The 19,702-nt window shown below is 43.8% G+C and carries 10 protein-coding genes and 2 pseudogenes; 11 read left to right on the plus strand and 1 reads right to left on the minus strand.

Annotation, left to right across the window (positions count from 1 at the left end; translation table 11 throughout):
* On the minus strand, positions 1 to 350 hold a 350-nt coding region (locus tag ACHBGV_RS08420), incomplete at its 3' end, for a transposase (protein ID WP_394736110.1).
* A 304-nt stretch (positions 351 to 654) separates the two neighbouring features.
* On the opposite strand from ACHBGV_RS08420, the gene secA reads away from it, so the two are divergent.
* The 11 genes and pseudogenes from secA to ACHBGV_RS08475 form a co-directional block, all read left to right on the plus strand.
* A complete protein-coding gene (gene secA / locus ACHBGV_RS08425; protein ID WP_170242673.1) occupies positions 655 to 3,174 on the plus strand; it encodes a preprotein translocase subunit SecA in 2,520 nt (839 codons plus the stop codon).
* 88 nt (positions 3,175 to 3,262) lie between these two features.
* On the plus strand, positions 3,263 to 3,625 hold the full coding sequence (gene acpS, locus ACHBGV_RS08430) for a holo-ACP synthase (RefSeq protein WP_394736116.1): 363 nt from the start codon (positions 3,263 to 3,265) through the stop codon (positions 3,623 to 3,625).
* Entirely contained in the window at positions 3,615 to 4,721 is a 1,107-nt protein-coding gene (gene alr / locus ACHBGV_RS08435; protein WP_105122895.1) for an alanine racemase, read from the plus strand. The genes acpS and alr overlap by 11 nt, the downstream gene beginning before the upstream one ends.
* Positions 4,722 to 4,867: 146 nt before the next feature.
* The gene (gene nagA, locus ACHBGV_RS08440; protein ID WP_394736111.1) at positions 4,868 to 6,016 is read left to right on the plus strand and encodes an N-acetylglucosamine-6-phosphate deacetylase; all 1,149 of its coding nucleotides are present in this window, start codon (positions 4,868 to 4,870) and stop codon (positions 6,014 to 6,016) included.
* Between the two features lie 103 nt (positions 6,017 to 6,119).
* Complete coding sequence (gene lacD, locus ACHBGV_RS08445; RefSeq protein WP_394736112.1) at positions 6,120 to 7,121, plus strand: tagatose-bisphosphate aldolase; 1,002 nt, start codon at positions 6,120 to 6,122, stop codon at positions 7,119 to 7,121.
* A gap of 520 nt (positions 7,122 to 7,641) precedes the next feature.
* On the plus strand, positions 7,642 to 8,091 hold the full coding sequence (locus ACHBGV_RS08450) for a pyridoxamine 5'-phosphate oxidase family protein (protein WP_105122898.1): 450 nt from the start codon (positions 7,642 to 7,644) through the stop codon (positions 8,089 to 8,091).
* A 76-nt stretch (positions 8,092 to 8,167) separates the two neighbouring features.
* Positions 8,168 to 8,509: a metal-sulfur cluster assembly factor gene (locus tag ACHBGV_RS08455; protein ID WP_105122899.1), complete on the plus strand. Its 342-nt coding sequence runs from the start codon at positions 8,168 to 8,170 to the stop codon at positions 8,507 to 8,509.
* A 306-nt stretch (positions 8,510 to 8,815) separates the two neighbouring features.
* Positions 8,816 to 8,956, plus strand: a pseudogene (locus ACHBGV_RS08460) (IS30 family transposase); the annotation flags it as partial.
* Positions 8,957 to 9,069: 113 nt separating this feature from the next.
* The gene (locus ACHBGV_RS08465) at positions 9,070 to 15,429 is read left to right on the plus strand and encodes a ZmpA/ZmpB/ZmpC family metallo-endopeptidase (RefSeq protein ID WP_394736113.1); all 6,360 of its coding nucleotides are present in this window, start codon (positions 9,070 to 9,072) and stop codon (positions 15,427 to 15,429) included.
* Positions 15,430 to 15,889: 460 nt separating this feature from the next.
* Positions 15,890 to 16,099: pseudogene (locus ACHBGV_RS08470) on the plus strand (integrase core domain-containing protein); the annotation flags it as partial.
* Between the two features lie 367 nt (positions 16,100 to 16,466).
* The coding region (locus tag ACHBGV_RS08475) for a MucBP domain-containing protein (protein ID WP_394736115.1) at positions 16,467 to 19,702 on the plus strand (3,236 nt) is incomplete at its 3' end.

The following is a 19,702-nucleotide window of genomic DNA, read 5'->3' on the forward strand; positions in this document are numbered from 1 at the left end:
ATTCGAAAGAGAGAGCAGGGATGGCGGTCATAGCCCTTATTAGTTTTGAGCTTGTAGAATATTTCGATGAGGGTTGCGTTTGGATTTCTTTTGATGCAGTTTTTAATCCAGGTCAACTCTTGCTCGGTATGAGCCTTTGGATGCGGTGTTAGAGGGCGATGAGAGCGACCTTTCAGCGATTCTTTTGTGCCATCGAATCGCTTGTTCCACCGCATGAGAGAGGCTTTTGAGACCTTGTAGCGTCGACAGATGAAGGCGACAGAGGCTCCATTTCGGTAGGTTTTAACAGCGTGATAGCGTGTTTCCAAGGTATGTGGTAAATAGCGAAGATTTTGTGATATACTAGTCATGAGAAGATTTCCTTTTTGATGAGTAGGTGGTACTCTTATCATATCAGGGAATCTTCTTTTTGACTTCTAGAAGTCTCACATCTATTGTAACGCTACATGAAAAGCGTGTTTGAGAGTTGTTCCAACCTTGAAAAAAACCAAATCTTGTGCTAGAATATATTATTGAACTATGTCATCTGGCCTGGAATTTTTAGGTTCTTGTCAAATGGTTGTCAGCTATTGATGGATGTAGCTTACCCAAAGACGGAAGGGTATCCTTGTGACAGGTCAGACAAGCAAAATCAAGTTAAGTAGGAAGTACAGAATGGTTAGAAATATGCTCCGCTCCATTATTGAAAATGATAAGGGTGAGCAAAGAAAATTAGAAAAAATGGCGGACAAGGTTTTCTCTTATGCAGATGCCATGGAAGCCTTGACGGATGAGCAGTTGCAGGCCAAGACGCAGGAGTTTAGGGACCGCCTTGCCAAAGGTGAAACCTTGGATGAACTCCTCTATGAAGCCTTTGCCGTTGTTCGTGAGGGTGCGCGTCGTGTCCTGGGTCTCTATCCTTACAAGGTTCAGGTCATGGGTGGTATCGTTCTCCACAATGGTGACGTTCCAGAGATGCGTACTGGTGAAGGGAAGACCTTGACGGCGACCATGCCGGTTTACCTCAACGCCCTGACAGGTGAAGGGGTACACGTAGTAACGGTCAATGAGTACCTTTCTACTCGTGATGCGACTGAGATGGGTGAACTTTATTCATGGTTGGGTCTGTCGGTTGGGATCAACTTGGCAGCCAAATCACCTTTTGAAAAGCGTGAAGCCTATAACTGCGATATCACTTACTCCACCAACTCGGAGATTGGTTTCGACTACCTTCGTGATAACATGGTGGTGCGTGCAGAAGATATGGTACAGCGCCCGCTCAACTATGCCTTGGTCGATGAAGTTGACTCAATCCTGATCGACGAGGCCCGTACACCTTTGATCGTTTCAGGTCCTCAAGGCTCAGAAACAAACCAGCTCTATTTCTTGGCGGATAAGTTGGTCAAATCTTTGGATCGCGACGACTATATCATCGATGTACCGTCTAAAACTATTGGTTTGGCGGATTCAGGGATTGACAAGGCTGAGAAATTCTTCAAGCTGGACAACCTCTATGATATTGAGAACGTGGCTATTACCCACTTCTTGGACAATGCCCTCCGTGCCAACTATATCATGACCTACGATGTTGACTATCTGGTCAATGAAGAGCAGGAAGTCATGATCATCGATCCATTTACAGGTCGTACCATGGAAGGACGTCGCTATTCTGACGGTCTGCACCAGGCTATTGAAGCCAAAGAAGGTGTACCTGTCCAGAATGAATCCAAGACGTCTGCCTCTATCACCTATCAGAACCTCTTCCGTATGTATAAGAAATTGTCTGGTATGACGGGTACTGGTAAGACAGAAGAGGAAGAATTCCGAGAAATTTATAATATCCGCATCATTCCTATTCCAACCAACCGTCCAATTCAACGTATCGACCATGAAGACTTGCTCTATCCAAACTTGGAATACAAGTTTAATGCTGTAGTGCGTGATGTCAAAGAACGTTACCAAAAAGGTCAACCAGTTCTTGTCGGTACCGTTGCGGTTGAGACCTCTGACTTGATTTCTCAAAAATTGGTGGCTGCAGGGGTTCCGCACGAGGTTCTTAATGCTAAGAACCACTACCGTGAAGCCCAAATTATCATGAACGCTGGTCAGCGTGGTGCTGTTACTATTGCCACCAACATGGCCGGTCGTGGTACGGATATCAAGTTGGGCCCTGGTGTGCGTGAACTTGGTGGTCTTTGCGTTATCGGTACGGAGCGCCATGAGAGCCGCCGTATCGATAATCAGCTCCGCGGACGTTCCGGTCGTCAAGGGGATCCAGGTGAATCACAATTCTACCTATCCTTGGAAGATGATTTGATGAAACGCTTTGGTTCAGAGCGAATCAAGGCCTTCATGGAGCGGATGAACTTGTCTGAAGAAGAGTCTGTCATCAAGTCTGGCATGTTGACTCGTCAGGTTGAGGCGGCGCAGAAGCGTGTCGAAGGAAACAACTACGATTCTCGTAAACAGGTCCTTCAGTATGATGATGTTATGCGTGAACAGCGCGAGATTATCTACAGCCAACGCCATGATGTGATTACTGCTGAACGCGATTTGGGTCCTGAAATTCGCTCTATGATTCAGCGGACAATTGAGCGCGTGATTGACTCTCATAAGAGCTTCAGTCGTGAAGAGGCCTTGGATTCAATTCTCAAATTTGCTCATGTCAATTTGGTTGACGAGGAGAGTTTGCGCCTATCTGATTTGGAAGACCTCAGCTATGGGGAAATTGCAGATGAATTGTACGACAGAGCCATTGCGGTTTATGATTCACAGATTGCCAAATTAAAAGATGAGGACCGTATTCGCGAGTTCCAAAAAGTCTTAATTTTGCGTGTAGTGGATAATAAATGGACAGATCATATCGATGCTCTGGATCAATTACGAAATGCAGTTAGTCTGCGTGGTTATGCTCAGAACAATCCGATTGTCGAGTACCAGTCAGAAGCCTTTACCATGTTCAATGACATGATTGGTTCGATTGAGTTTGATGTGACGCGTTTGATGATGAAGGCTCAGATTCACGACAATATTGAACGTGAACGTGCAGCCCATGAGGCACATACAACAGCAGTTAAGAATATCATCCCACCGACTCGTGCAGTTCCGAAAGAGGCCTTTGAGGGTGTCGATCGCAATGCACCATGTCCATGTGCTTCAGGGAAGAAATTTAAAAACTGTCACGGAAGACAGTGACAGCTTTTCGAATAGATAAAGAATAAACAGAACAGGAGCGTGGTGGGGCAGGAATGAGTAGCCTCCCCGCTCTATTTTTTAGGTGAAAATGATTATTGGTCACGGTATAGATTTACAGGAAATCACAGCGATTGCGGCAGCAATGGAGGGCAAGCCCCGTTTTGTAGAAAAGGTGCTGACTGAATCAGAGAGAGAACGGTTTTCGATCCTGTCTGGGCGCAGACAAGTTGAATTTTTGGCTGGTCGTTGGGCGGCAAAAGAAGCTTTTGTCAAGGCCATGGGAACGGGGATTGGAAAAATCGGTTTTCAGGATTTAGAGATTTTGCCGGATGAGAAGGGGCGTCCAGTGGTCACAAAATCGCCTGTAGTCTGTAAAGTTTGGCTGAGTATCAGTCATTCAGGGAATTTTGTCCAGGCCAGTGTCATTTTGGAGGAAGAGGATGAAAGCTAGCATACATCGGCCCACAGTAGCTAAGGTGAAGGTGGGCAATATTGGTCACAACTTTGATAGGCTGACAGAGAATCTGCCAGCTCGAACGAAGAAGTTTGCGGTTGTTAAGGCCGGTGCCTATGGCCATGGGGCTGTGGAAGTGGCGCGTGAATTGTCATCCAAGGCAGATGGCTTCTGTGTTTCCAATATGGACGAGGCCTTGGAGCTCCGCCAGGCCGGTCTGGAACATCCAATTTTGATTCTTGGTGTGGTCCCAATCGACTGCATTCCTCTGGCCCGCCAGACAAATATTAGTCTGACAGTGTCTAGTCTGGATTGGTGGCACTTGGTGCAGGAGGCGGGATTGGAACTGGACGGCCTGTCTGTCCATATCAAGGTGGATACAGGTATGGGGCGTCTGGGTTTTCGGAATGTTGAGGAAATCACTGAACTGATTGAAGAATTGGCAGCTGCTGATGTAGATTTTGAGGGTATCTTTACTCATTTTGCGGCTGCAGACCAGGCGGACGATTGCTATTATCAGGAACAGTTGCAAAATTTCCGGAGCATTCTGGACCAATTGACAAGCCTGCCGGATTTGATTCATGCTAGTAATTCTGCGGCCAGTATCTGGCATCCAGATGCTGTTTTCAATATGATTCGCCTGGGGGATGCTCTCTATGGCCTCAACCCAAGCGGTCGGGAGTTAGAACTGCCCTATGCTCTTCTGCCGGCCCTGAGCTTGGAGTCCCAATTGGTACAGACGAAGCTCTTGGATGCGGGCCAAAAGATAGGTTATGGTATGACCTACGAGAGCCAGGGGGACGAGTATATCGGGACGGTGCCAATTGGCTATGCAGATGGCCTGTTGCGGGCTATGCAGGGATTCTCAGTTCTTGTTGATGGGGAGCCTTGTCCGATTGTTGGTCGTGTCTCCATGGATCAGATTACCATTCGTCTACCAAAACCTTATCCCCTGGGGACCAAGGTAACCTTGATTGGTCAGGATGGGGACCGAGAAATCACCGTCCAAGACTGGGCAGATTATGTGGGGACTATCAATTATGAGGTGGTTTGTCTGCTGTCTTCACGCATTTATCGACAATATATAGAATAGTTAGATGGGCTGGGAATATTCTCAGCTCTTTTTGCTTGTTGTAAAATTTGGGAAAGAATGACCGATTTTTCGGTTTCTACTTGACAAGTGAAGCATTATACAATATAATAACAAGTGGATATAACCAGTTTGATAGGAGGAATAGCATGCCAACCTATATTAAAGCAAAATCAATTATTCTTGCTGAACAAGAAATAGAAAACGCTTACTTAGAAATTACAGAAAACGGTCAGTTCGGTCAAATCTTGACAGAAGAGCCGACGGGCGGTCAAATCATTGACCATTCAGCTTATCACCTTGCACCGGGATTGGTCGATACGCATATTCACGGCTACGCTTCTCACGATGTCATGGACAATGACTTTGAGGGGATTAAGACTATTTCAGAAGGTTTGCTAGCTTGCGGTGTGACCTCTTGGCTTCCAACAACCCTGACAGATTCCACAGAAAATCTGGATGCAGTATGTGAAACCATTGGGAAACATGCTGGTGAGGAGACCGGTGCGAAAATTCAAGGTATCTTCCTCGAAGGACCATTTTTCACTGAAAAATACAAGGGTGCTCAAAATCCGAAATACATGAGTGATCCCTCTATTGAGAAATTGGACAAGTGGTACACTCTCTCCAATGGTCTGGTCAATAAGATTGCCATTGCGCCAGAGCGCGAGGGCGTTAAGGAATTTATCGAATTTGCCAACAGCAAGCAAATCCATACAGCGCTAGCGCATTCGGATGCGACTTTTGCACAAGCGCAGGCAGCAGTCGATGCAGGTGCCAATATCTTTGTCCATGTCTACAACGGGATGAGCGGTCTCCATCATCGTGAACCGGGTATGGTGGGCGCTGCGCTTAGTCTCAAAGATGTCTACGCAGAAATGATCTGTGACGGCCATCATGTCCACCCTGCAGCAGCTGAAATTGTTGTCAAAGCCAGAGGAGCGCAGGAAACGGTCTTGATTACGGACTGCATGCGGGCTGGTGGTATGGGCGAGGGCGAGTCTCGTCTGGGTGAATTTGAAGTCGTGGTCAAAGACGGCACAGCTCGCCTCAAAGACAGCGGTAGCTTGGCTGGTTCTATCTTGGAGCTTATCCAAGCGGTGCAAAATGTGGTCGAGTGGGACTTGGTCAGCCTGCCTGATGCCTTGAGAATGGCCTCTCTTGCACCAGCACGGTCTGTCAACATTGACCATGTCTGCGGTCAAATCGCTCCAGGTCGCGCAGCAGATTTCATTGTCGTGGATGATCAAGGTCAGCTCAAAGCAACCTATCTGGACGGTGTGAAGCGCTTTGGCTAAATTTCGTCATTTCGTTTATCTTTTATTGCTTTGTTATTAATTTGTTAGGCACTAGGCTAGCCTACTTAACTTTGTTTATCTCATTTTCCTAAGGAGGATTCTAATGACAAAACTACAACTTTCGCAAGCTAAGTTTGATCACATGACACGTTTGTCAAACAGTGATCAAGTCATTGCGGCTCTTGCTATTGACCAACGCGGTGCTTTGAAACGCCTTTTGGCGGCAGCTGCTGGTGGTGGTGAATTCGGCGACGATATTTTGATTGATTTCAAAAAAGTGATTTCAAGTGACCTGACACCTTATGCCAGCTCTATCCTTTTGGATGCAGAATTTGGTGTACCTGCGTCAGAATTGCGCCATGCGGACTGTGGCTTTATCGCTGCCTATGAAAAAACTGGTTATGATGCCTCAACTCCGGGTCGTTTGCCAGACCTTTTACCAAACTGGTCAGCAAAACGAATCAAAGAATTGGGTGCGGATGCCGTAAAAATCTTGCTCTACTATGATGTAGATGACAAGCCAGAAATCAACGACATCAAACACGCTTGGGTTGAACGCATCGGTAGCGAGTGTTTGGCAGAAGATATTCCTTACTTCGTGGAAATCTTGACTTACGATGCAAGCGACATGGATGTCACTTCTCGTGAATACGCAACCCTCAAACCACACAAGGTCAATGGCGCTATGCGTGAATTTAGCAAGCCACGCTACAATGCAGATGTGCTTAAGGTAGAAGTACCGGTTAACATGAACTTTGTAGAAGGCTACACAGATGAAGAGCCAGTCTACACTGCAGAAGAAGCAAAAGCCTACTTCAAAGAGCAGTCTGAAAGCACGCATTTGCCATATATCTACCTCAGTGCGGGTGTATCTGCAAAACTCTTCCAAGAAACTCTTGTTTTTGCCAAAGAGGCAGGTTCAGACTTCAACGGTGTTCTCTGCGGACGTGCAACTTGGAAAGATGCTGTGGCAATCTTTGCCAAAGAAGGTGAAGAGGCTGCTAAGGCATGGTTGGCAGACCAAGGTCGTCGTAACGTGGAAGAACTCAATGGAGTTCTAGCTACAACAGCCCGTCCTTGGACAGAAAAAGTAGAAGTGAAATAATCGTGAATTGCTAAGAGCCTGGGTTCAATCCTAGGCTCGCTTTCTTTAGTTCGTGTTAACATCTTAGCGCAGGGTTGATTGGCTTTCACAGTTTGGGGAACTGAGAAAGGTGGGAAATTGGGATTGTGAAACAATCCTCAACAATTCGCGTTTAACGCTCCAAACCTGTCCTAATGAATGATACGAACTCCGTTCGTTCAATTTTCAACCTCCAAAGGTTTCCCAAACCTTTCTGATGCGAACAATGTTCGCCTTATCTCCAACCTCCAACAGTCACTACTCTGACTGTTGGAGCTGTGCGGGGTGGGCTAAAACGGTCTGGGGATAGACCGTTTTAGTTCAACAACAAGAAATAAAGACTTGTTGACGAACTCTTTTTAGCTTTGTCGAGTTGAGCCCACTCCCTTTTTAAGTGGTTGAAAGCTCTAAAAATCTCGATAGGATCACTAAGTTAGGCTTAACAATAAATCTGTTTTTTGCTATAATCAAGGTATAGAATCCGTTTTCAAGAGGTGTCATCATGGAACTAAAAGAAGTCATGCAATTATTGGAAGAGATGAAGTTGGGGGTTTTTGCGAGCTTGGATCAAGATGGAAATCCGCATGCCCGTCACATTCATATCACAGCGGCCACTGAGGATGGAATTTTCTTCATGACCAGTCCCGAAACTCATTTTTATAAGCAATTAATGGGGAATCCGCGTATCGCTTTGACAGCCATGTCAGAAGATGGTTATCTGCTTCAGGTCGTGCGGATTGAAGGCTTGGTTCGTCCGGTGGAAAATGATTATTTGAAGACCATTTTTGCGGACAATCCTTATTACCAGCATATTTACAAGGATGAGGATAGCAATGACATGCAGGTCTTTCAATTGTATGAGGGGAAAGGCTTTTACCATAGTTTAACCCAGGGACATAAGTATGTCTTTTCAATTGGTAAGGGTGCATCTGGCACCATTCGGACCTTGTAAACTAGCCAAGAGGTGTAGATTTCTTCAAATTGTGGTAGAATAACAATTATATTATCTAAACAATGGGGGAAGACTTGTGAGAGAGGATATTAAACTCAACGAGAGAGCCGAGGTGCTGTCTGAGCAGCTAATTGCTGTTTTGGAAACCATTTATGATCCAGAAATTGAATTGGATATCTACAATCTTGGTTTGGTCTATGAAATCACTGTGGATGAGGCTGGTCTATGCAAGGTCATCATGACCTTCACGGATGCAGGTTGCTCCTGTGCAGATACCATGCCGGATGAATTGATTGCGGCTCTAAAAACCATTGACGGAATCGAAGATGCCCAGGTGGAAATCGTATGGTCGCCGGCCTGGAAAATGACCCGTATCAGCCGTTTGGGACGCATTACACTGGGGATTAGCCCAAGATAAAGGAAAAAAGTTGAAGATGGAGTGTCTTCAACTTTTCTTTGTACGACGGGCACGTCGTACATCTGAGGTGGAAGTCCTCTGTGGGGAGTCGCTACCGGTGAACCCGCTAGCGACTCCCAAGCCTGACTATCGTGAGGTAGTGGATTAAAACGGTCTGAGGAGAGACCGTTTTAAGTCTGACGCTAGAAACCAAGACCATCAGAGGAAGGGATAGCGACATCGTGGCACTACGAACAGAAACGTGATACAAAGGCGTATATAGCGGATAAGGTGGCAAAGAACACCAAAGTCCAAAAAGGTAGTCGTAGGCCTATCCGACGGTGGTTGCCGAAAGGAACCACAAAAACGACCCCGAAAGAAGTCGCTTTTATCGAAAATTGGATCAATAACTATCCCAAAAAATGTTTGGGCTACAAGTCACCGAGAGAATTTCTTATAGGTGGCTAACTCGGAATTGAAATTTGCCGTCCTTAAGATGAAAAATAAATAAACAAAAAATTTGTACGAACCATTATGAGACGATATAATTGTATGTATAATTAGCGATTATTGGAGAAAATATGAAAAACATTTTTAATGAAAAGCGAGAACGATTTGCTTTCCGTAAATTATCAATTGGACTTGTTTCTGCAACCCTAGCAAGTCTATTTTTTGTGACTTCTATTGCTACTGCCCCTTCAGTCAGTGCGCAGTCTATCAATTACACCTATGTGACCGAAGAAGAGTTGACTGATGCGGAAAAAGAATTGATTATTTGCGACTTGCCAGGTTTGGCACAAGCAACGGATTCTACCTACTATTTGGTTTATCGTCCTGTAGTGTCTACAGGTTCTGATTCAAAAATCTTACCTGAAACAGGTGTCTTGGAAAATAGTGCGATAGTTGTTGCAGGTCTATCTCTCCTAGTTGTTGCTGTAAAATTAGGCAAAAAAGGGAAGAAGGAATTTGCGGGAGTATTCATTCTTGCCGCAACGGGTGCAAGTTTCTTGGCACCGACAGGTTCAGCATTAACTAGCCATATTCTGGCTCAATTCAACCATGCGGTGGAACGTTCTGCAGGTCAGGCCTTGCCAGCGCCAGCTGAGATTGAAGGCTATGTTTATGTGGGCTATTTTAAAGATAGCAAGGCGGTAGAAGGGCTTCCAGCAGAGGAGGAGAAACCAGCTGATAATGGGAACCAAGAAATCGTAACCGAAGTTCCAAATACTGCTCCAAGTCATGAGCTACCAGCAGCTGATATTACTAAGAAGACTATCACAAAGATGGAAATCGTAGCCTTTGAGACTCAAACGGTTGAAAATCCAGCCTTGGCCGAGGGGACAGAAAAAATTGTTCAAGAAGGTCAAAATGGCGAGCGGACCATTACCATCAAGCAAACACTTGTAGACGGTCAGGTTCTGAAGGAAGAGGAAGTTTCATCTGAAATTACCAAAACTGCTACTCCAAAAATTATTGAAATTGGGACAAAGAAGGCTGAAGAATCTATCATAACTGCTCTTCCAGATACAGCACCAACGAACGAAATTCCAGCCTTGGAGGTTACAGAGAAAGTTGTTTCGCATACAGAATCGATTGCCTTTGAAACTGAGGAAGTCTATGATGATACTCTTCCAGATGGGACTAGATTGACTGTGCAGTCTGGACAAGCAGGTCAAAAGACAATTGAAACCAAGCAAACATTTATCGGTGATGTCTTGGTGAAGTCTGAGGCTGTGTCCGAAGCGGTTAGCCAAGCTCCTGTTCACCAAATCGTAAAAATTGGTACAAAACCAATTACTGCTCTTCCAGATACAGCTCCGACACATGAACTACCAGAAGTTGCCTTGACAGAAGATACGACGACCAACACCGAGTCCATTCCTTTTGAAAGCCAAATTATCTATGATGCTACTCTGGCTGAAGGAACTCGAAATGTGGATCAAGTTGGGCAAGCGGGGGTTCAGACGACAATTACCAAGAATTACTATGCTGACGGTGTCTTGATCAAGTCTGAGCAGGTTTCAAGCTCGGTGACAAGCTCACCAGTAACTGAAATTGTTCGCATTGGTACAAAGAAAGCTGATACAGTCACAACTGAGACGGAATCAGCTACAAAAGTTATTCCATTTGAAATCAGCTACCAAGACGATGCAACCCTTCCAGTTGGTGAAGAAAAAATTATTACGGCTGGTCAAAATGGACTTGCTACTGTTACAACAACCTACACTCTTGTAAATGGTGTTCGTCAAGAAAATCCAACAGTGACTGAAACTGTGACCACTCAGCCTGTGACTCAAGTAGTTGCACGTGGTACGAAAACGGCTACCCCAACTCCAATTGAACGCACAGAGACCGTTACAGAGACGGTAGAGATTCCATTTGAAACCAAGGTAACAGAAACAGCGGATCTTTATACAGATGAAGAGCAAGTAGTAGTTGAGGGGAAAAATGGAGGTAAGGAAGTTACCACTACTTATCAGACAATCAACGGAGTCCGTCAACCAAACCCAACAGTGACTGAGAAAGTCCTTGAAGAGCCAACAACGAAAGAGGTTCTCAAAGGAACAAAACCAATAGAGGGCACGGAAACCGAAACTAATCAAGTTGAAATTACCTTTGAAACAGAGTATGTTGACGACCCTACACTGCTAGAAGGTAAGACCAAAGTTGTAACGGCGGGTGTAAATGGCTCTAAGACAGTTACAACAACTTACCAGACTATCAAGGGCGTTCGCCAGGAAAATCCTACTGTAACAGAAGAAATTACCAAGCAACCTGTTAAGCAAGTCATTGCGCGTGGTACAAAGGTTGAAAAAGTACCACAAGTGATTATCACAGACTTGGTTGAAAATGATGATGCCAAGTCAGCGACAATTAGCTACAAGTTGACAGACGAAACCGCTAACTTCCAACGAGCTGTTGCTCTCCTCTATGATAATACAGGTGTCTTGGTACAGGAACAGGCAATTACGGATCCAAATGGCCAGTTAACACTTGAAAATCTTGATTTCTACACAGATTACACTGTTAAGACTAAGATTTTCTACACAATGGCAGAGCAGGAACAAAGCTCCGAACAAGAAGCTATTCTTGAAAGTATGCGCGAATTTGATTTGGTCTACAAGAAGATTGAGATCAAGGATATTGATGCCGTAACGATTTACCGTCGTAAAGATGGCAACTTTGTTGGCACAGCTCACTTGGAGGAATTGCCGACTTCAACAGAAGAGTTGTTTATCAAGGTAACATCTGATCGCTTTAAGGAAGTCTATCTACCAGTTTCAAGTATTGAAGAGACAAGCTTGAATGGGAAAACAGTCTTTAAAGTTGTCTCTGCCTTTGACCAACTGGTGCAGGATAAGGATGCGCAATATGTTGCAAACAGAGAATTTTACATTCCGAAGATGGCGACAGATGCCAATACCTACACCTCCTTCAAGGCTCTGCTTGAAGCTATGAAGGCCAACCCATCTGGTACCTTCAAACTAGGTGCCAACCTGGATGCTTCGGAAGTTCCTGTTGGTGATATTGCGTCCTATGTGACCAACTTTAGTGGAACCTTGTCAGGAACCAATGATGGCTATTTCTTCTCCATCAACAATCTGAAAGCGCCACTATTCTATAACTTTAGTGGAACCATTGAAAACCTTGACCTGAAGAATATCAACCTGAACACTACTACAAGTAATCCATTGGCAAGTCTTGCCATCAATGCAAACAACGCCAAGGTAACCAATGTGGCAGTTGAAGGAAGCATTCGCGGTCCTCAAAACGTTTCTGGTTTGATCCAATCAGCGACCAATACAACCATTAAAGATGTATCTTTCAAGGGCAGCCTCGAGACAACTGGTACTGGCGCAACCCTCATGGGAGGTATCTTGGGTAATGGTACTATGGCAAGTGTTGGAAACGCCAAAGTTGATGCGACGATTACTCTACCAGGTACGGAGAATCAAGTAGCTGGAGGTATTGTCGGTCGTACCATGCTCGTTTACGATGTACCAGGAAGTGTCTACAATTCTTACGCAACTGGTTCCATTGTGACAACTGAATCGGCAGCCATTGTCGGCGGCATTGCAGGTTCCAACCAAGTGACGGGTGCCTATGCTCGATATAGTGGTGAAGTCAACAATGTTATTAGCGATATGACTGGTACGACAAGCATTATCGGTCAACCAGATAACCCAACTGGTAAGATTAAGGGCGGTTTCACAACAACAACTGATAGTTTGACCAATGTTACTGTTATCTCTGATGAAGATGCACAAGCAAAAGTTGAAGCCATGAAGATTCAAGCGACCTCGTCAGATTCCAAACCTCTCAATCTTAACCCTTATTCTGTCAATTATTTAACACTAGATAAGGCTCAGGCTGACCATGAAATCGCCTACTACAACATGGAGAAAATCCTTCCATTCTACAACAAGGAACTTCTTGTCTACTATGGAAATAAGATTGCGACAGACGATAAGCTCAACAAGGTCCGTTTGCTGGATGTTGTACCAATGAAGGATAAGGATGTTGTTGCTGATGTCTACGCTGAGAAGGCCAATATCAATAAGATTATGCTTCACTATGCAGATGGCACGGTGGACTACAAGACAGTTTCTTATCTAGAAGACTTCAAGAACAATCACGTTGTCGAGTACACTATTTCAGGTACAGACTTGATTTACACGCCAGAATCATTCTTGAATGACAGAAGCGCCCTTGTCAATGACTTGGTAAGCAATCTGTCTGCTGTCACCCTAGATTCTGAAGCCATGAAGAAAGTAATCGGCTATCCAACAACCTTGAATGTCGATACTCAGACAGGTACTGCAAAAGATTTCTACTTTGGTGAAAGCTATGACCAAGTCATGGCCAACCTAGAAAGCAATGTTCGTAAATTGTTAGTTGCCAGTCTCAATGGACAAGGCCAGGCTTCAGAGACCTATATCAAGGAAAAAATTCTTAATAATAAAGAAGCCTTTCTTCTAGGTTTGACTTACTTGAACCGCTGGTATGACATCAACTACGGAACTGTGAATACTAAGGAATTAACCATTTTCGAGCCTGATTTCTTCGGAAATGATGCAGCATCAGCACTAGATATGATCTTGGCAATCGGAAATGGTGGCTACGATGTTCTTCGTGCCCATAACAACGTTACGACCTACGTGTCCGCCATGGCAAAACAAACTGCTAAGGCTTCTGTCTTTGACTTGGTTGAGTCCTACCGTAAACTTTTCTTGCCAAACATGACAGACAATGAATGGTTTAAGCAAACAACAAAAGCCTATATTGTTGAAAGCAAGTCGCAGGTAGCAGAAGCAGCAGCCAAGCAAGATGCTGCAGAAAAACACAGCAAGTATGCTCTCGCAGTCTATGACCGCATCACCAATCCAAACTGGGCTTACCGTCAAATGCTCCTGCCACTCTTAACCCTGCCACAGGAAGATATTTTCATCATTAGTAATCTAAATACCATGGCAATCGGTTCGTATGAACATTATGTTGAAGACTATTCAACAACAGAAAACCGTGATAAGGTACGTCAAATGGTGGATTTGGCAGCCCAACGCCAACGTGACAATGCGGACTTCTGGTATAAGATTCTCGATGAGACAAACCGTGAAAAACTCTTCGGTAGCTTGCTCAACAATGAAGGCTATATGATGTTCGGTCCTGATGGTAAGAAGGCCTACCGTAATCTGACCGCAGAAGTGGATGCTATTCAAGATTTCTATGGTCCAATCAACAAGTGGTATCGTGAACATTCATCTATTAAAACTGCCTATGCAGATGGTAAGGAAACTTACTATATCACCTATGATATGCTCGGTGATTATGGAACCACTTTGTATAGTCATGAAATGGTCCACAATCAGGATGGCTCCACCTATCTCCATGGCTATGGTCGTCGTATCGGTCAGGGAATGGAAGTTTATGCAGATGGATTGCTACAAAACGTTTCCTCGCTGGATAAGATGATTCTTGGTTTCAATGCCTTCTTCACAGATGATGTAGTCAACCGTGTCCATGTGGCTGATCCGGTGGAACGATTTAGCAATGAAGCGGACTTCAATGCTTACTTCCATAACCAATTTGATGCCCTTTACTTGTTGGATTACTTGGAAGGTATGGCTATTCTTGGAAAATCTGACGATTTGAAGAAAGATTGGCTCCGTAAGATTGACAACTACTATATTCAAACCAATGGTGTCAACACGCATGCTGGAAACAATGCACGTGAGCTGACCGATGCAGAAGTAGCTTCCTTGAAGACTTTCGAGGACTTGATTGATAACAGTATCATTGATTACCGTCAATATTTCGGACCTACTGGTGGTGCCAAGACCTTGACCAAAGAATGGTCACGTAATGGTTACCACAGTGTGCCAATGTTTGCAGCCAACTATTCTGCGCTTTCAAACCCATATGGCTCACCGGGAGATATCATGTTCCGTCGTATGGCCTTTGAATTGATTGCAGCTAAGGGCTATACAGAAGGCTTTATCCCATATGCATCTGGACAATTGTCTGACTATGCTATGAGCCAAGGCTCAACCATTTACGATACTTGGAACAAGAAAGATACAGGTCTGATTACTGATACGCACGTCTTGAACCAAGTCTTTAAGGGTCAATATGCAACATGGGAAGAATTCAAGAAAGCCATGTTTGCTGAGCGTGTTGAAAAAGCAGAGGCAGGAAAACTCAAGCCATTTACCATGCAGTATGAATTAGGTGTTGCTAACTCTACAAAAGAAGTGACAGTAACGACCTATGCCCAACTCCAAGCTTTGATGGAAGAAGCAATGGAAGCTGATACAAATGGAAGAATTTTCTATTCAACCAATAATGTCAACCTCAGTCGTGTTCATGCCCTCAAAGTAAAAGTTTATCAAGCCTTGATGAACTCTACAAATGACTTCAGGACGTCGATTTTTAACCCATAATCATAAACAAGTTGGTTTTGTGCCAACTTGTTTTTAGTACGACGGGCATGTCGTACATCTGAGGTGAAAGTCCTCTGCGGGCACCCGCTACCGATGAACCTAATAGCGACTCCCAAGCCTGACTATCGTAACCGCCCCATAACAAGGTATCTATTCAATCATTTCTTGCCTAGACTATCATCTAAAACGACATGCGTTAAAAGTTAGTTGAACCGCCGTGTGCCGAACGGCACGCACGGTGGTGTGAGAGGGACTAGTCTTAGTCCCTACTCGGTTTGATTTTTTAGCAAAATTCACACCAAAATCACATCATTACTTTTTGAGGTTTCGATAAAGGTATGACTCCCTTAGAATTTAGGGAAGCATACCTTTTTAAAGTACAAACATTTTTAACTATTCATTTTATCTGGGGATAGACACAAGCGTTCTCTCTTTTTTGATATATATGACCTGTACACGTTCATCACAAGTTCATCTGCTAGGTGTACTCTGTTAGAAGCATGGCATTGAGCACAGAATCATTCGACCTCAGAAACCGAAACATAATGGCAATGCTGAAAGCAGACATCGAAATGACAAACGCCGCTTCTATCAGCATGTAACCTTCTATTCCTATGATGATTCTATCAAGCAGATTCAGTGCTTTCTTTACTGCTCCAATCGACTCCCCCATTCAGACTGTAGTCTAGGTATCTTTTATCGCGATCAGCAAATTTCTACTAGTAATATAGCTGAATATTTAGATTGCTTGAAAATGGCATTTTAAGCCTCACTTCATTGACAATGGTGCCGTGGTAATTAGTAACATTCTTGATTCGATTACCATTTTGTTTGGTGAAGAGCAGTCACTATATTAAATAAATAAGTGTGCAACCTTTTTTTAACAACAAGTTGGATGTAATATGAAAAAATTAGGTAAATTCGAGTGTGTATTGGAGTATTCTCCTTGCTTTTTAAGGAGGAATGGGATATAATTATAGCATTTGAAACAGTAAATTAATTCATTGTTTCATAGAAAATTTGGAGGGCATTTCATAATGAAACGCAAGAAATCATTCGACTGGTATGGAGCGAGACAACGTTTCTCAATTCGTACTTATCATTTCGGTGCGGCGAGTGTTTTGCTAGGTTTGACATTGGCAACTGGCGCTCAAGCTGTACAAGCAGAAGAGCTTGTTGCTGACACTACTGTCACAAGTAGCATTCAAAGTCCGGCGACAACCGACACGACACCAGCACTTACGACGGAAACTGTTACGCCAGCTGAGCGGACAGCAACCGTCGATTACGTGGTTAACTATGTCTTGGAAGACGGCACACTTGTCAACGCTGGTGTGAAAACAGCTACCGTTACGACGACAGAAGCAGTTGCATCAACTAGCGTTGAAGTAGCAGTCGAAGTACCTGCCGGCTATGAATTGGCGCAAGGTCAAGCGACAACTGTAACCCAAGTTGTTACCGAGGGCGCTGAAAATCTTGTTACCGTTCAATTGGTTAAAAAAGCTGAAGAAGTAGCTCCAACTACTGAAGTCGCAACAGCAGCACCTGCAACGACAACTGAAGCTGCAACAGACGCTACAGAAGTATCAGTACCTGTGACTGCTGAAGAAGCGAAAATTGTCCTTGAGCAAAACATTTCTGAAGCGGTTGTCTTGTCAGACGAAGCAAATCGCCTCTATGCAGCAGAACCAGAAGGCAATGAGTCTTTGAAAGCAGCTGCAGACGCAACGAAATTGACTGTAACTGAAGCTACTACAGTCTTGAACGATTCAGTAGCAACTCTTGTCCAAGTAAACGCTCAAATCGACGCAGTTCGTACAAACGTAGAAGCGCTTGCTTTGGAATTGCGTAAATTCTTGGGGACAGATGTTATCGAAGTAGCTTTGAATAACTCTCTTTCAGACCTAAAAGTTGGTGATGGAACAGGGATTCTCATCGAAACAGGCACAACTGCGACACCTTCTATGGATGATGTGAATGGAGCAGGGATTAAAAACCACACTCTTCGCACAGGGATTGCTGCAACCTCAGAGACAGGGTGGTACACTTTCGAATCCTATGATTTCCTTGCTTACAATGAAAATCAGCCAGCGGTTTATATTAAAGGTGCACCGATTGATGCCTACATTCGGTATTCATTAGATTCAAATGCTAATACCTCAACAGTTTTAGCTGAATTGGTAAGTACTACAAGCGGTCAAGTACTAGAAGCTCATACACTTGAGCAAGGTGCAAGTGTAACTCTCACATATCCTCAAACAGTTAATTCCAATAATGAAACTGTTACTATTACTTACGATGCTACCACGGCAACTGAAGGCAGTACACAAGGTATGATGGTCCTTAAAGGTACTAAAGATGGCAACGTAATAGACTATAATTATATGATTGTTCCTGATTACCAAATCAATACAACCAGATATGTTGTGGAAGATGGTACAGTATTAGCGACATATAGTCTTCAAACCATTGCAGGTCAACCAGTTACGCCTTCTGGACAGCGTGAATTTAGTGGTTATGCTTATAAGAGTACTACAAAAGAAGTTGTGCAAGGAGGTTTACCAGCCGGAACTGTTTATATGGCTGGTAAAGTTAATGAAAGTACAGTACATTATAAAGCTATTCGAAAAGTAATTTCAGACTCTCAGGTTGTAACTGAATACTATTTCTTAGATCCGACCTATACTGGTACAGTAGATTGGGAAGGTACCGATACTACAGGGTTTATCAAACTTATCGAAACTAGTCCGTTAACTTATACAGATGGTAAGACTTATGACTATAACAAAAACCCAAAAATCTATGCTCCTTATACAATCGATGATGCCTCTGGCTTAATGATATTCAAAGAAAGTCCAGAAAATGCAAATGGGTCTAAATATCGTGTTGTAGCACAATGGTCAGGTTCTGGAGAAGCTGGTAAGTACGGTAGAATTTTTATTGGTACTCAAGTTTGGTCAACTGCTGTAGAATTAAAGGACTACGAGTTTAAATGGAGAACAGGTCTAAATGGAGACAAGTTTGATAATCTTGGATATGCTCCATTCGGTATTCAACAGAATTTGAGAAATGCCGCAATTGCGACTGCGTTCGAAACGACTCACATCTACACACCAATTCCACAAGAAGCTATCATCCGCTACCAAGTTGAAGGTGCGGCAGATTTCTTGGAAGATTCAGGTACCTTGACAGGTAACCCAGGTACAGACATCACTTACTCAACAGAAGCTACCATTAACAAGTATAAGAAATTGGGTTATGAGCTTGTATCTGACAACTTCACAACAGAGGCTGGTCAAGATTATGACTACGACGAAGGTTTGCAAGAATTCCTTGTTGTTATCAAACCACGTGTTGTTGATGTTCCTAAGACTGTTGTACCAGGTGACCCAGTTGATCCAACAGATCCAACCTCACCAGTATGGCCAGATACAACAGGCAACTTGGAAACGACTCAAGGAGTTACTCGTACAGTTGAGTACAAGTATGAAGATGGCACACCAGTTCGTATAGATGCTGCAGGTAACGTCTTGCCGAAAAACTCTACAGAAGGTACTCCATTTGTTAAGACTGAAACAGTAACCTTCACTCGTCCAGCTCAAGTCAACCTTGTAACTGGTGAAGTAACTTATGGTGAGTGGGCAGCTGATACGACAGATACTCTTAAAGGTAATGTCCTTCCACAAGTTCCAGGTTATACAGCAAGCCGTACTACTCTTGAGGGTGCAGATGCGCCAATGACAGAGACAATCAATGCTAAGACAGTTGCGGCAACTGATGCTGATATCAACGAAGTTGTTTACTTTGCTGAAAATCCTAAGTATGGTGATGTTGTTGTTAACTATGTAAACACAGACGGCAAAGTCATCGCAACCCCAGTTGTCGATACAAACGATGCTCTTGTAGGTACTGACTACTCAACAGCTGATCGCGTTCCAGAGAAGATTGTTGAAGATGCTACTGGCGATGTTTACTACTATAAAGAAATCAAACCTGAAGATGCAGCGAAAGAAACTGGTACAGTCGTAGAAGGTATAACAGAAGTTACCTATGTTTATGAAAAAGCTGGTAATGTTGTTGTTAACTATGTGACGGAAGACGGTACGCCTATTAAGACACCTGTAAACGATGAAACAAACGCTAAACCAGGAACTGAGTACAACACAACTGATAACAAACCAACTGAGATTACTGGTGAAGATGGTTCACGTTATGTCTTGATTCCATCTAAGACAATTGGTTCTGAAACAGGTACTGTTGAAGGTGGTAAGAC

The organism is Streptococcus sp. A34, from assembly GCF_043674115.1.
GTDB lineage: Bacteria > Bacillota > Bacilli > Lactobacillales > Streptococcaceae > Streptococcus > Streptococcus suis_V.

Bases quoted from the DNA above. Each gene is read 5' to 3' on its own strand.
- secA (WP_170242673.1), top strand. From the start codon at position 655: ATGGTTAGAAATATGCTCCGCTCCATTATTGAAAATGATAAGGGTGAG.
- ACHBGV_RS08450 (WP_105122898.1), top strand. From the start codon at position 7,642: ATGGAACTAAAAGAAGTCATGCAATTATTGGAAGAGATGAAGTTGGGG.
- lacD (WP_394736112.1), top strand. From the start codon at position 6,120: ATGACAAAACTACAACTTTCGCAAGCTAAGTTTGATCACATGACACGT.
- alr (WP_105122895.1), top strand. From the start codon at position 3,615: ATGAAAGCTAGCATACATCGGCCCACAGTAGCTAAGGTGAAGGTGGGC.
- ACHBGV_RS08465 (WP_394736113.1), top strand. From the start codon at position 9,070: ATGAAAAACATTTTTAATGAAAAGCGAGAACGATTTGCTTTCCGTAAA.
- acpS (WP_394736116.1), top strand. From the start codon at position 3,263: ATGATTATTGGTCACGGTATAGATTTACAGGAAATCACAGCGATTGCG.
- nagA (WP_394736111.1), top strand. From the start codon at position 4,868: ATGCCAACCTATATTAAAGCAAAATCAATTATTCTTGCTGAACAAGAA.